Origin of the sequence: Sinorhizobium sp. NG07B, assembly GCF_002532005.1 — a bacterium.
Taxonomy (GTDB): Bacteria; Pseudomonadota; Alphaproteobacteria; order Rhizobiales; family Rhizobiaceae; genus Sinorhizobium; species Sinorhizobium fredii_C.
In genome coordinates this window covers 871,893-885,529 of record NZ_NWTD01000001.1, presented here as the reverse complement: position 1 = coordinate 885,529, position 13,637 = coordinate 871,893, and the positions used below count along the sequence as shown (strand labels likewise).

11 protein-coding genes are annotated in these 13,637 nt (G+C 62.3%); 4 read left to right on the top strand and 7 right to left on the bottom strand.

Annotation, left to right across the window (positions count from 1 at the left end; all coding sequences use genetic code 11):
- Nucleotides 1-71 precede the first annotated feature (71 nt).
- On the top strand, nucleotides 72-581 hold the full coding sequence (locus tag CO664_RS04280) for a DUF1993 domain-containing protein (RefSeq protein ID WP_097538007.1): 510 nt from the start codon (nucleotides 72-74) through the stop codon (nucleotides 579-581).
- Nucleotides 582-602: 21 nt separating this feature from the next.
- Here the strand turns inward: CO664_RS04280 and CO664_RS04275 are convergent, their stop codons facing one another.
- The 7 genes from CO664_RS04275 to CO664_RS04240 all read right to left on the bottom strand — a co-directional run bounded on the left by CO664_RS04275 (nucleotide 603) and on the right by CO664_RS04240 (nucleotide 10,274).
- Nucleotides 603-2,282 carry a formate--tetrahydrofolate ligase gene (locus tag CO664_RS04275; RefSeq protein WP_097538006.1) on the bottom strand — a complete coding sequence of 560 codons (1,680 nt, stop codon included), beginning with the start codon at nucleotides 2,280-2,282 and terminating at the stop codon, nucleotides 603-605.
- 86 nt (nucleotides 2,283-2,368) lie between these two features.
- Nucleotides 2,369-3,589 carry a DUF2333 family protein gene (locus tag CO664_RS04270; RefSeq protein WP_097538005.1) on the bottom strand — a complete coding sequence of 407 codons (1,221 nt, stop codon included), beginning with the start codon at nucleotides 3,587-3,589 and terminating at the stop codon, nucleotides 2,369-2,371.
- 3 nt (nucleotides 3,590-3,592) lie between these two features.
- A complete protein-coding gene (locus CO664_RS04265) occupies nucleotides 3,593-4,882 on the bottom strand; it encodes a DUF6638 family protein (protein ID WP_037414880.1) in 1,290 nt (429 codons plus the stop codon).
- A gap of 19 nt (nucleotides 4,883-4,901) precedes the next feature.
- Nucleotides 4,902-6,818 (bottom strand): AAA family ATPase, encoded by a 1,917-nt coding sequence (locus CO664_RS04260; RefSeq protein ID WP_097538004.1) that lies wholly within the window; start codon nucleotides 6,816-6,818, stop codon nucleotides 4,902-4,904.
- 3 nt (nucleotides 6,819-6,821) lie between these two features.
- Complete coding sequence (locus CO664_RS04255; RefSeq protein WP_037414874.1) at nucleotides 6,822-7,970, bottom strand: hypothetical protein; 1,149 nt, start codon at nucleotides 7,968-7,970, stop codon at nucleotides 6,822-6,824.
- 61 nt (nucleotides 7,971-8,031) lie between these two features.
- Nucleotides 8,032-9,120 carry a hypothetical protein gene (locus tag CO664_RS04250; RefSeq protein WP_037414871.1) on the bottom strand — a complete coding sequence of 363 codons (1,089 nt, stop codon included), beginning with the start codon at nucleotides 9,118-9,120 and terminating at the stop codon, nucleotides 8,032-8,034.
- A gap of 566 nt (nucleotides 9,121-9,686) precedes the next feature.
- On the bottom strand, nucleotides 9,687-10,274 hold the full coding sequence (locus CO664_RS04240) for a thymidine kinase (protein ID WP_037414865.1): 588 nt from the start codon (nucleotides 10,272-10,274) through the stop codon (nucleotides 9,687-9,689).
- Nucleotides 10,275-10,568: 294 nt separating this feature from the next.
- Here CO664_RS04240 and CO664_RS04235 point away from each other — a divergent pair, with 294 nt between their 5' ends.
- From CO664_RS04235 to choV, 3 genes are all read left to right on the top strand, one after another.
- On the top strand, nucleotides 10,569-11,525 hold the full coding sequence (locus CO664_RS04235; RefSeq protein WP_037414862.1) for a choline ABC transporter substrate-binding protein: 957 nt from the start codon (nucleotides 10,569-10,571) through the stop codon (nucleotides 11,523-11,525).
- 183 nt (nucleotides 11,526-11,708) lie between these two features.
- Nucleotides 11,709-12,554, top strand: coding sequence for a choline ABC transporter permease subunit (choW, locus tag CO664_RS04230; protein ID WP_037414860.1), 846 nt, complete (start codon nucleotides 11,709-11,711; stop codon nucleotides 12,552-12,554).
- Nucleotides 12,551-13,600: a choline ABC transporter ATP-binding protein gene (gene choV, locus CO664_RS04225; protein WP_037414858.1), complete on the top strand. Its 1,050-nt coding sequence runs from the start codon at nucleotides 12,551-12,553 to the stop codon at nucleotides 13,598-13,600. Before choW ends, choV begins: the two co-directional genes overlap by 4 nt.
- Nucleotides 13,601-13,637: the final 37 nt, after the last annotated feature.

Here is a 13,637-nt window from a genome sequence, read left to right as displayed (position 1 = left end):
TTGAACCCGCGGACGAGCGATACGATCTATCTCCGGTGCCGACCACAACGCCTTGAACGAGGAACACTCCCATGCCCTTGACAATCTACACGTTCTCCGTCCCCGTCTTCACACGCGGCTTTTCCGCGCTCGGCGGGCTCCTCGACAAGGGCGAGGCCTTTGCCGCCAAATCGGGCACGCCGCTCGACGAACTCTTCAGCGCGCGGCTCGCGCCGGACATGCTGCCGCTGTCGGGTCAAGTCCAGCGAGCGAGCGACACCAGCAAGAACGCCATCGCTCGACTGACGACGCTTGAAGTGCCGCGGTTTCCCGACGATGAGCAGAGCTTTGCCGATCTGCGTCAGCGGATCGACAAGACGGTGGCATTCTTCGAAACCGTGACACCGGAACACCTCGAGGGCAGCGAGAAGCGCGAGGTGACCCTCAACTTCCCGAATCTGAAGGTCACCTTCAGAGGCGACGACTATCTGCTGAAGTTCGTGCTGCCGAACTTCTATTTCCATCTGACCACGGCCTACGACATCCTGCGCCATAAGGGCGTGCCGCTCGGCAAGGCGGACTTTATCGGCGGTCTCGATTGAGCCGGCACTACTGCACCACCGTCAGAACAGCCCCTCTATGTAGCCCGCCTCATTGAGGCGGATCTTCTCCGAGGACGGCACCTTCGGCAGGCCCGGCATCGTCATGATCTCGCCGGTGATGACGACGACGAAGCCGGCTCCGGCCGCAAGGCGGACTTCGCGGATCGGCACCGCATGGCCGCTCGGAGCGCCGCGCAGGTTGGGGTCGGTGGAGAAGGAATATTGCGTCTTCGCCATGCAGATCGGCAGATGGCCATAGCCCTGGTCTTCCCAGGTCCTCAGCTGATCCCGCACCACCTTGTCGGCCATCACTTCACTGGCGTGGTAGATGTCCTTGGCGATCGTCTCGATCTTATGGAAGAGCGGCATGTCGTCCGGATAGAGCGGCGAGAACTGCGAGTGGCCGGCATTGGCGAGATCGACGACCTTATGCGCCAGTTCCTCGATGCCGGCCGATCCCTCGGCCCAGTGCCGGCACAGGACCGCCTCGGAACCGAGCGTCCTGACATAGTCCTTGATTGCGCGGATTTCCGCCTCCGTATCGGAGGTGAAGTGGTTGATCGCGACGAGCACCGGCACGCCGAATTTCTTGACGTTCTGCACGTGGCGGCCGAGGTTGGCGCATCCCTTCCTGACCGCCTCGAGATTCTCCTTGCCGAGATCGTCCTTCTTCACGCCGCCATTCATCTTGATCGCCCTGACGGTGGCGACGACGACGGCGGCGTCCGGCTTCAGGCCGGCCTTGCGGCACTTGATGTCGAAGAATTTCTCGGCGCCGAGATCCGCTCCGAAACCGGCTTCGGTCACGACGTAGTCGGCAAGCTTCAGCGCCGTCGTCGTTGCCACCACCGAGTTGCAGCCATGCGCGATATTGGCAAAGGGGCCGCCATGGACAAAGGCCGGATTGTTCTCGAGCGTCTGCACCAGGTTCGGCTGCATCGCATCCCTGAGCAACACCGCCATCGCCCCGTCCGCCTTGATGTCGCGCGCATAGACCGGGCTCTTGTCGCGCCGGTAGCCGATGATGATGTTGCCGAGGCGTTTTTCCAGATCCTTGATGTTGGCGGCAAGGCACAGGATCGCCATGACCTCGGAAGCGACGGTAATGTCGAAGCCGGTCTCGCGCGGATAGCCATTGGCGACACCGCCGAGCGAGCCGATGATCTGGCGCAACGCCCGATCGTTCATGTCCATCACCCTCCGCCAGGCGATGCGGCGAATGTCGATCGCCTGCTCGTTGCCCCAATAGATGTGATTGTCGATCAGCGCGGCGAGCAGGTTGTGGGCCGAGGTGATGGCGTGGAAATCGCCGGTGAAGTGCAGGTTGATATCCTCCATCGGCACCACTTGCGCATAGCCGCCGCCGGCAGCACCCCCCTTGATGCCGAAGCAGGGACCGAGCGAGGCCTCGCGAATGCAGACGATCGTCTTCTTGCCGATGCGGTTGAGGCCGTCGCCGAGGCCGACGGTGGTCGTCGTCTTGCCCTCGCCGGCCGGCGTCGGGTTGATCGCCGTCACCAGGATCAGCCGGCCGTCTCTCTTATCCTTCTGCGCGGCAATGAACTCGGCGCTGACCTTCGCCTTGTCATGGCCGTAAGGCAGCAGATGCTCCGGCGGAATGCCGAGTTTAGCCCCGATCTCCATGATCGGTTGCTTGCGCGCAGCACGCGCGATTTCGATGTCGGACTTGACCTCCCCCATGGCTTCCCCCTGTTTGGTGCGTACATCCCGCCTCCTCTGCCGGATGCGCGCTCCGTTTCCTTGTGCTTACGCTGCCATGCCGGCCGTCAGCGGGCAAGGATGTCGCGCATCTCCACCAGGTTGGACCGCACGCGAAGAATATAGAAGCCCATCGTCGCCAGATGCGTCGGCATGATCCAGCCGTCCTCGCGGCCGTTGGAGATGATCAGCGGCTGGATACGCAGCGCCGAGCGCAATTGCTTCAGCGTCTCCGTATAGATCGGCGTCAGCCCGCGCTGGGCGACGACATTCTCGAAATCGGCACCGGCCGCCGAGAGAATGCCGTAATAACCGTAGAGCTGGCCGAAGGCGAACCAGAAACGGTCGTCAGCGCGCGTATCGAACCAGCCGCCATTGTGGAATTCCGAACGCTCGCGGATGATCGCCGACGTATTGCCGAGATCGTTGGCGATGCGGTCGAGGAACTCGACCATGTTGTCGGACCGGCCGTCGAAGATCGCCTCGCATTTGCCGAGCGAAACGTTGAATTTCCGAAGGTCGCGCTCGGCGGCACGGTAGAAGCTTGGCGTCGGGGTCTTCGGACCGAAAGGATTGATGCCGAAATACCAGGTTTCCTCGTCGAACTGAATGTTGCCGCGTGCGGCCTGCAGGTCGTTGTTGACGCCGGAGGTACCGCGCACCCGGCCAAGCGAGTCGACCAGTTCGACGCTGGTGCGGCGCACCGCCTGGTTGATGCCGCGCTGGAACGACGCCTTGTTGTCGAGCCAGGGCGTGTCGTCCCAGTCCATCCCGAACAGGCCGAGCTTGTAGGCGAGCATCGAGGAAATCCAGGCGTTCTGGTTGACGTTGAGGTCGATGAGATCGGCCGCGACATCGACGGTCGCCGAGGTCTGGCAGACCGTGCCGGCCGGCAACTGCACCATGTCGAGCGCTTCCGTGGTCGACCCGTCCGAGGGCACCACGGCTGCGGCCTGGCTCGTAGCCGCCGCGCTACCGGATTGTCCCGTCGTGGCCCCCGGGCCGCTGATCGGCGAACCCGCCGGCACCTTGCGCTCGGCGAGCTTGTAGCGATTGACATAGTCTGGATCGAAATTGGTCCAGGCCTGCGTCTGCCAGATGAAATAGCCGTAGAAGAAGATCAGCCCGAGCAGCACCAGTCCGATCGGCCCCTTGATGATCCAGCTCCGCGCCCGATACCAGTTGCCGAGCGCCACGAAGGGCCAGAGGAGCCAGGAGACCGCCAGACCTATGCCGCGGCCGATCGCCGTGAACACGCGCTGAAAAAATACAACGATCGGATCGAGCATGTCCTATTCCTCTTTGAGACCGTAGAGCTTGTGGCGGAAGGCGGTCTTGTCTTTCAGATATGTGCCCGTCAGGGTCGCCACAACATATTCGCGGAACTTTTCGCCGTAGTGTTCGTAGGCAGCATAAAAGCCCTGTTTGTCGAACACGAAGCGGGAGACGAAGTCGCGCGGGACGAGCTGCGAGACGAGTTGGTTGACCAGCCATTTGTCCGGATGGTCGGGAGCGGCCCGCACCAGCAGGAAACGGTTCTCCGGGGCGATCTCCTGCATCTTCACCGTCCCCGTTGCGGCGATCGCCCGCGCAACTTCCTGCAGGAACGGGTAGGTGCCATCGCGCGCCACCAGCGCGGCGTTGCGATGGATCCAGGTCTGTAGCCAGATTCGATCGGCATTCAGCAGATCCGCATCCGGATCGGCTTCGTTGATCAGCCCGCGGATTGCCATGTCGGCCCGGTGCTGGAAGAGGCCCGACTCCTGCACCCAGGAGGCCTGCGGCAGTTGCAGCCGGTTCGTCGTCGTCAGGAAGTCGTAGATGCGCGCGTAATCGCCGATCGCGATATAGCTCACCTGCCAGGGCCGCGAGCGCCTGAAGCCGGGCACGGAAGGATCGCAGATCACCGTCGTCGTCTTCTGGTCGAGGAAGACATAGACGCCGCCGAAATGATTGGCCCAGAAGGCCTCGTGCCGAAACACCAGCTCCTCTGGGACAAGAGCATTCTGGCGGATGTCGCCGGTCAGCTTGGCGAGTTCCACCATCCGGTCCAGCATGGCGTCGTCCGCCCACGCGTCCGGCACTTTCTTCAGCCGGTCGACGAGCTCCCGGAGCTCCGCCGCCTTTCCGAGCATGTCCTCGGCGGAAAGCACGCGGAAGCGGACCTCGTTGATCGACAGCAGATCGTCGATGTCCTCGACCACCGACACCGAGTCCTCGATCTCGCCATAGAGCGCATCCTTGATGGTGACGGCGTTGATAGCCCGGCTGTTGGCGTTGAAGAACTCATGCATCAGCGCCGCGGTGTTGGAAAAGCTCGTATGGACCACCGGCAGGTCCGCCTGGGCGGGCGTCAGGATGATGAAGCGCCGGTTGACCCGGTTCGGATCGAGATAATCGCGGTCTCCGAGCTCCTCAGCAATTTCCGGCGAAAAGCCGGTCACATCGATGCTGAAGCGCTCGAGCGCCGTCGGCTTCAGCCCCAACCCTTCGAGCGCCTTGTTATAGCGCGCCACAAGATGCGGCTCGGAAATATCGAGCAGCCGCCCATAGATGAGCTCGGCTTCGAGAAGGCGCTTCATGGGGCGATGTTCTCTTCTGTCATCCCTGCCATCGGCCCTCGCGCTTCATTGTCTCGATCTCGCGGATCGCCTTCTCGCGTTGCCGCTCGCGGCGAATGATTTCGGCAATGGCGGCGTCGTCCGACTTGTCGGTATAGCGGAATTCGCTATCGGCGTAGCGGTTGATCTCCTGCAGCACCATGTCGATGGTGATCGGGCCGCGCAGGTCCTCGATCATCGCCTTCTTCTCGTCGTAGGGTTTGTGCATGAAGGTGCCCGCATCCTTGAACCAGTCGTCCGGCAATTCGACGTCCATCGCCCGCATCTTGATCGCGTCGGTGATGTTGCGGATCGCCCGGCCGGTGAAGCGCGGCTCCGCCTCCTTGATCATGTGCAGATAGGCGCCGACATCGGCGAGCGAGGCGATCTTGCCCTTCTCTTTCTCGTAGCGTTCCCAAACCGCCGCAAGCCCGTCCTCCTGCGGCCGGGCATGGGCCGCATAGGATTGCGAGACGGCGCGCTTGATCTCCTGGCCGGCATAGAGATCGTGCTCCCCGAGCGGGATCTTGTGGTTCTTGCCGACGAGCAGCGCGAAGATGTCGATATAGTCGGCCTCCGTCTGCGGCCCGTCGACCAGCCAACGTGCGCCGGCGCGCTGGCGCAGGGCATCGTCGACATTCTCCGGATGGTTCGAGAACATGCCGAAGGTGCAATTGCCGCGCACCACTGTCGAGGCGCCGGCGAAGCTCTCCATCAGCACCGCCGTCACTTCGTGCTGGCCGGCGGAAGCGCGATCGTCGGAGCGCTTCGCCGTCACCTGATCGACGTCGTCGATCGTGCCGAAGCCGATCGCCCGCGGGTTCATCACGTTGTTGACGAACTCCTTGCAGTTCTGGCCCGATTTGCCCTGATAGGAGGAGATCTGGTCGACGCCGAAATTCTCGTAATGGAAGGCGTAGCCGGCGACATCGCAATAGTCGTGGAGCATGCCGGCAAGCATCTGGATCAGGATCGTCTTGCCGGTACCCGGCATGCCGTCGCCGATGAAGGTGAAGAGGAAGCCGCCGAGTTCGACGAAGGGATTCATCTGCCGGTCGAAGTCGTAGGCCATCAGCATCTTGGCAAGTTTCAGCGCCTGATACTTGGCAATGTGATTGCCGATGATCTCCTCCGGCTTCTTGAAGGTCATCACCAAGGGCTTGCGCTTCTGCCCGGGCGCGACATCGAAACCGTTCAGGGTGAAGTCATCCTGGTCGAGCCGGATGTGGACATTCTCGAAGTTCTGCAGCCCGGTGAAGCGCGCCTTGCGGGCAAGCAGCCCTTCGATCGCGACGCGAGAGAAGGCGCGGGCCCGCGCCGTCAAGGCCAGATCGTCCGGCGCACCGGCAAGACTGCGATCGAGCCCGGCGACCATGCTCTTCAGTGCGTCCTGGGGCGTATCGAAGAGGAAATCCGGCTCGGCGGCATCGTCGACCGGCTCGCCCTCACCCTGCAGCGTCGCGCCGAGATAGGCGGCAAGGGTGAAGGCGGCGATATAGGCGGCGGCCGAGAGCAGCGCCTTGAAATGACTTGCGTCTTCGCCGGAAAGCGACGTGCCCGCGTTACGCGCCTGCAATTGTTCGAGATTCGTCTGCCGCGCGAAAACATCCGAAACCGCGAGCGCCACCTGGATGCCGCGCCGGGTACGGTAAAGCGCGGCGTGCTGGGCCGGCGAAAGCAGCGGATCGGCGCCGCGCACCGCTTGGATCGTCCGGGCGAGTTCCACCTCCCGGCTGCGGCGCTGGCCTCCCGTCGATACGGTCGAGACGAAACGGCGGCCGGTGCCGGCAAGGGGTGTGCCCGCCGATGGCTCATCCCGCTCGAGAATGACGAGCTTGGTGACGAGGCTCTGGGCCACCGCCTGATGCTTGGCGATGTCGTCCTCGTGCAGCGTCGTCAGGCCCGTGTTCAGCGTCATCGATCAAACCTCGCTCACCACCTGGTTGCCGGAGATAACATGCACCTTGTAGTCACCGAACACCTGCGCCGCCTCGCCTGCCGCGTAGAGCGCCTGATAGGCGTCGTGCGGCACAAGCGCATGCTTCTCGTAGGCGCTCACGCCCATGCGCGCGGCTTCGAGATTGCCGGTGTCGATGTGAAACTCCTCCTGCGCCGGCGTCGTCGACCAGAAGCCACGCTCCGCCGGCCGCTCGGCCTTGGAGAAGACCTCCTGCACCGTCCAGGTCAAAAGCCAGGCATTCTCGGTCTTGCGCACCTTCGAGAGGATGTCGTTGATCCGCGCGTTGTTCTCCGTGATTCCAGCCGAATAGAACGGCCCGAGCACGATGCGCCGAAGCTGTTTTGGATGCAGTTCCGGAAAATCCCTGTCGAGATTGGTGGCGATCGTCACCGGCGTCAGCGAATAGGCGCTGTTCTTCGAGGCGAAATCGTCGAAACGGCTCGCCAGTTGCGGATTGAGCAGTCCGCCGACCGGAAGCGGGATCTCGATCTCCGGATTGAGCTTGCCGTCTTCGGTCACCAGCATCTCGACGATATTGTCGGAAGAATCCTCGACCGTCGCCATATAGATCATCGGCAGCGTCTGCGTGCCGTCGAAGGCGCCCCAGGCGACCACATAATAGGGCCGCATCGTCTTCGGGTTGACGGCGACCCGGATCGTCTCCGGCAGGATGAAAGGCGAGAAGATGTCGCCCTTGCCGATCTGCTCGAGATAGAGCCGTTCGGCCATGCGCGCCTGCAGCGCCTCCGGAAAGGCCTTTTGCCTGAGGATGAAATCGACCATTTCCTCGCGCAGCGCATCCGCGGAGGGAATGCTCGCCAGCCGCTTTTCCGCGCTCTGCCGGTCGTTCTCGAGCTCCAGCACGTTCTGGAAGACCGGAAAGCCGCTCTCGGCCCGCGAAATCCGGAAATGCTCTACGAATCCGATGCGATTCTCCCAGCAGGCAACCGATGCCTTCAGCCGGGCGAGATAGGGAACGATGACCTCGCCGACGACCGTGTTGCGGTAAAGCGGTGAATTGCGGTCGCCGAGAAACAGCTCGAGACCGGCCAATGCGGCCCTGATCGAGGTGAAATATTGCCTGACGGCAGGCGATACGGCGGTGTTCATGTAAACCCCTCCGGCATATGCCGAAAGGCGGTCGGAAAGCCGGTCATTGCCGCCTTGCCGATCACTGCTTCACGTAGTTTGCGGCATTGTGCTTGTCCATCACCGTCTGGAAGCGACGGGCAAAGGCGTCGTCGGCCAGTTTCTTGCGCCGCTGGATATCCTGGGTCGCGAGCATGTTCTTTTCATGCATTTCGAGAAGGTCGCCGATATGCCGCTGGGCGGCGGCGCCGATCCCGGCCATCGTTTCCTCGGCGGCGGTGTCGACCTGACTGCCGAGCGTATTGATCTTGTGAGCCACGTCCTGCTGCGCCGCGGTCTTCAGCGAATCTTCCAGCGACTTGTAGAGGACGATGCGCTGCTCCGTATCGATCGTCAGCTTGTTGATCAGCGTGTTCTGCGCGGCGATCTGATTGTTGAGCGAATCGACGAAGGTCTGGAACATCGCGGTATAGCGCTCGAGCGTCTGGCTCTCGGCGAGCAGTTCCTGTTCCTTGGCCTGTTTCTCGTTGTATTCCGTCGCCAGCCGCGAGCGCTCGGACTCGAGGTCGGTGCGGGTCGTTTGGTCCGTGGAAGCGGCGATCCGATTCTCGACGTCGAGCAGCAGAGGGTTGAGCTCCTCGATGCGCTTCTGGGTCTCCACCAGCGCAGCCATCGTGCCCTTGCGGCGCTCGATCACCTGGATGAGGCTCTGCTCGGAGGTCTTGTAGCGCTGATCGAGGATCGCCTTCTGCTCCTTGAGGATGCCGACGATGGTGTCGGACTTGACGAGCAGTTCCTGAAGGTTTCCGGCGAGCGACATGTTGCGCACCCGGTCGGTGCGCATCCGCTGCATCGACTGCTTGGAGAACATGCCGATGAACTTCTCGTAACCCGTATAGCTTTTCATGCTCTCGAACTCGGCACCGAAGACGTTCGTTGCATCTTCGAGACCGATGATCAGATCGGCGATGTTGGCTTCCATCGCCTTCTGTTGTTTGAGGACGTCCTGAATGCGGGCGTTCTCGATGTCGAAATTGACATCGCCGAGCTTGGTGTCCGCCTTGGCGAATTGCTCTAGCACGACGCCCGACTGTTCGAGCTTGCCGCGCATCTCGTCGACGACACTGCGCGTCTTGGCGATTTCGGCGTCAAAATTCTGAAGAGTGGCCATGTCCTATCCCCTTTGTCCGTCCGGGCGGCTGTGCCCGCGGACCAATCTGCTCAGCCCTTGATTGCAGTTATATAAAGGGTGTTTAGCAGGTCAGGACAAGAGACGCCGGCGGGCTTTTTTCGCAGGTAAGGCGAGGCTGCGCGGCCCGCTCATTGGCCGGCGGTGGGATTTTTTGAGATAGGCGATAAGGTCGACAATGTCCGACGGCCTCCTCAGTCCCGGAAAACTCATTCTGGTGCCGCTTACCAGAGTCCGTGGGCTCAACAGATATTCGGAGAGCGTAACCTCGTCCCAACACTTTACCTTGAGTGCCGAACGCCTTCATTGCATCGGAATAGTTGTAGCCGCCGAACGAAGCGACGGGACGGCCGACAACGCCCATCAGGGCTCGGTCCCACCCGGTTCGCCGGTTCCGTCGCCGTAGGGCAGGCACTGCATTTCCGAAAGACCGCGGCGCGCGCCCTGGCGTCGCCATCTGCCAGGCTCGGTGTCGCGACGAAGGGGAGACAGGTGGCGAAGGCGACGGACCGCATGCTTGGAACCCATTGAAGATCGGGGCGCCGCCGTCAGCCGGCGCGCATCTCGTCTTCCCAATGGCGGCGGCAGAAGGAGACGTATTTCTCATTGCCGCCGACATCGACCTGCGCCCCCTCGCGCATGACCTTGCCGTTGCCGTCGAGGCGTACGACCATCGTCGCCTTGCGTCCGCAATGGCAGATCGTCCTGACCTCGCGCAACTCGTCGGCAATCGCCAGCAACGCCATAGAACCCGGAAAGAGCTTCCCCTGAAAATCCGTTCTCAAGCCATAGGCCATGACCGGAATGCCGAGGCGATCGGCGACGCGCGCGAGCTGCCACACCTGGTCCTCGCCGAGGAACTGCGCCTCGTCGACGAAGACGCAGGCGATCTGGCCGGATCCGTCGCCGTTCAGCCGCTCGACGAGTTTGAAGAGGTCGTCCTTCCCACGGAACGGGATCCCCTCCGATTGGAGCCCGATGCGCGATGCGATGCGCCCCGTGCCTGCCCGATCGTCGAAGGCGGCGATCAGCATCACGACGCGCATGCCGCGCTCCTGATAGTTGTAGGCGGCCTGCAGGAGCAGCGTGCTCTTGCCCGCATTCATCGTCGCGTAGCTGAAATAGAGTTTGGCCATGACCAGGGTTCCCAGACGTCGTCTCCGCTACATGACCTTGCAAAGAGCTGATGACCAGAGCGCGTCGGCGCGACCCACAGATTTTCGCCGTCGGCGGAAATTGGTCCACCCGCGCCGCTCGTGAGCCTATCAATGTTTGTGGAGCGCCATTTCGCAGGCATTGCGACATTCAGCGTCGTTTTGTGCATCCCCTCAATGGAATGAGACAATACACTTCCCTCGACGCCAAGGCCTTGAATTCGGGGCGCATTGGTGTTTGGCTAAAAAAAGAACACAGGCAGGGGAACGACAACGATGACAAGGACATTCTCGCTCAAATTCATGCTGGCAGGTGCCATCTGCATGGCGGCCTTGACCGCCGGCAATGCGGCCGCGGCCGAGGCGGAAAGCTGCGGCACCGTCCGCTTCTCCGACGTCGGCTGGACGGACATCACCGCCACGACGGCGACGGCAACCACCATCCTTGAGGCGCTCGGCTACGAGACTGACGTCAAGGTGCTTTCGGTCCCCGTTACCTACACGTCGCTGAAGAACAAGGATATCGATGTCTTCCTCGGCAACTGGATGCCGACCATGGAAGCCGACATCAAACCCTATCGCGACGACAAATCGGTCGAAACCGTCCGCCAAAATCTCGAAGGCGCCAAATACACGCTGGCGACCAACGCCAAGGGTGCTGAGCTCGGCATCAAGGACTTCAAGGACATCGCCGCCCACAAGGATGCGCTCGAGGGCAAGATCTACGGCATCGAGCCTGGCAATGACGGCAACCGCCTGATCATCGACATGGTCGAGAAGGGAACGTTCGATCTCAAGGGCTTCGAGGTCGTCGAATCCTCCGAACAGGGCATGCTGGCGCAGGTGGCGCGTGCCGAGAAGGACGGCGAGCCGATCGTCTTCCTCGGCTGGGAGCCGCATCCAATGAACGCCAACTTCAAGCTTACCTACCTCTCGGGCGGTGACGACATCTTCGGCCCGAACTTCGGCGGCGCCACGGTGCACACCAATGTGCGCGCCGGCTATACGACCGAATGCCCGAATGTCGGCGCATTGCTCAAGAACCTGAACTTCTCGCTTGAGATGGAAAACGAGATCATGGGCAAAATCCTGAACGACGGCGAAGATCCGGAGAAGGCCGCTGCCGCCTGGCTGAAGGACAACCCCTCTGCCATCGAGCCCTGGCTTGCCGGCGTGACCACCAAGGATGGTGGCGACGGACTGGCTGCGGTGAAGTCCGAACTCGGCCTCTGATTGCGTGGCGCCGCGCGGCCGCCCGTCGCGCAAAGGTCGCTGCAGCACTCAAAAATTGCTGCATGCCTCTGCCCTCAAATCGGCTGTGATTGAAGGAAACCATGCAGTCGGGCGGGAACCTCCCCGCCCTTCCACCGCTTCATGCGATCCAGTGTTTGACCCTGACAAGAGGGATCCAGTTTCGTGGAATTTCTAACTGATAATCGCATCCCGATCGGCGGCTGGGCCAAGGCGTTCGTCGACTGGCTGACGACGAATTTCGAACTGTTCTTCGACCAGCTCGCAAATCTGCTTTCAGGCATCATCGCCGTCCTGCTCTACATCCTCCAGACACCGCACCCGCTCATCGTCATCGCGGTCGTGACCGCCCTGGCCTGGTGGTTTCGCCGCTCGGTCGGCATCGCCGCATTCACCTGTCTTGGGCTGCTCCTGATCGTCAACCAGGGCTACTGGCAGGAAACCACGGAGACGCTGGCGCTGGTGCTCGCGGCCAGCTTCGTCAGCATGGCCGTCGGCGTGCCCCTTGGCATCGTCGCTGCGCGGCGTGCCTGGGTCTACTCGATCATGCGGCCGATCCTCGACCTGATGCAGACGATCCCGACCTTCGTCTATCTCATTCCGGCGCTGATCCTGTTCGGTCTCGGCATGGTGCCCGGGCTGATCGCCACGGTCATTTTCGCCATTCCCGCGCCGATCCGCCTGACGCGCCTTGGCATCATCTCGACGCCGCCGTCACTGGTCGAGGCCGCCGAGTCCTTCGGCGCCACGCCATGGCAGGTGCTGCGCAAGGTCGAGATTCCCTTCGCCATGCCGCAGATCATGGCCGGGCTGACGCAGACGATCATGCTGTCGCTGTCGATGGTGGTCATTGCCGCGCTCGTCGGTGCCGACGGCCTCGGCGTGCCGGTCCTTCGGGCGCTGAACACGGTCAATATCGCCAGGGGCTTCGAGTCTGGTCTCTGTATCGTCATCCTGGCGATCGTCCTCGACCGTCTTTTCCGCTCGTCCGATGAAGGAGAAGGCGCATGACCGAAGCCGTCGTTTTCAAGAATGTCGACATCATCTTCGGCAAGAACCCCCAGCCTGCCCTTCAAATGGTCGATCAGGGCAAGACGCGCGACGAGATCGGTGCTGCCACCGGCCTCGTGCTCGGCGTGGCCGGCGCCTCGCTGGCAATCCACGAAGGCGAGATCCTCGTGCTAATGGGCCTGTCCGGCTCCGGCAAGTCGACGCTGCTGAGAGCCGTCAACGGCCTTGCCCCGGTCGTTCGCGGCGAGGTCGAGGTCAAGACTTCGAGCGCACCGCTGAACCCCTATCGTTGCAACGCCAAGGCCTTGCGCGACTTCCGCATGCACACGGTGTCGATGGTGTTCCAGCAGTTCGCCCTGCTTCCCTGGCGCACGGTGGCCGACAATGTCGGCTTCGGCCTCGAACTGGCCGGCGTCGGCGATGCGGAGCGAAAGAAGCGCGTCGGCGAACAGCTCGAGCTCGTCAATCTGACCAAGTGGGCAGACCGCAAGGTCAACGAGCTTTCGGGCGGCATGCAGCAGCGCGTCGGTCTTGCGCGGGCCTTCGCCACCGGCGCTCCCATCCTGCTGATGGACGAGCCTTTCTCGGCGCTCGACCCGCTGATCCGCACGCGCCTGCAGGACGAACTGCTAGAGTTCCAGCGGCGGCTGAAGAAGACGATCATCTTCGTCAGCCACGATCTCGACGAGGCCTTTCGCATCGGCAACCGCATCGCCATCATGGAAGGCGGGCGGATCATCCAGTGCGGTACGCCGCAGGAGATCGTCAAGAATCCCGCCAACCAATATGTGGCCGACTTCGTCCAGCACATGAACCCGATCACCATGCTGACGGCAAAGGACGTGATGCAGTCCGGCGTCGGGCGGACCGCTGCCACGACCGGCGTGACGGCGACCGCCAAGCCGACGACGCCGCTCGTCGACATCCTCGACGCCATGTCCCGCCAGCCGGGCAGCATCGGCGTCGTCGATAACGGCGCTGTGGTCGGGACCATCGACGCCCAAAACATCGTCGAAGGCCTGACGCGTCACCGCAGCAAAGATTGACGCCACGAAGCGCGGGGTTCAAAAGAAGCCTGGAGCA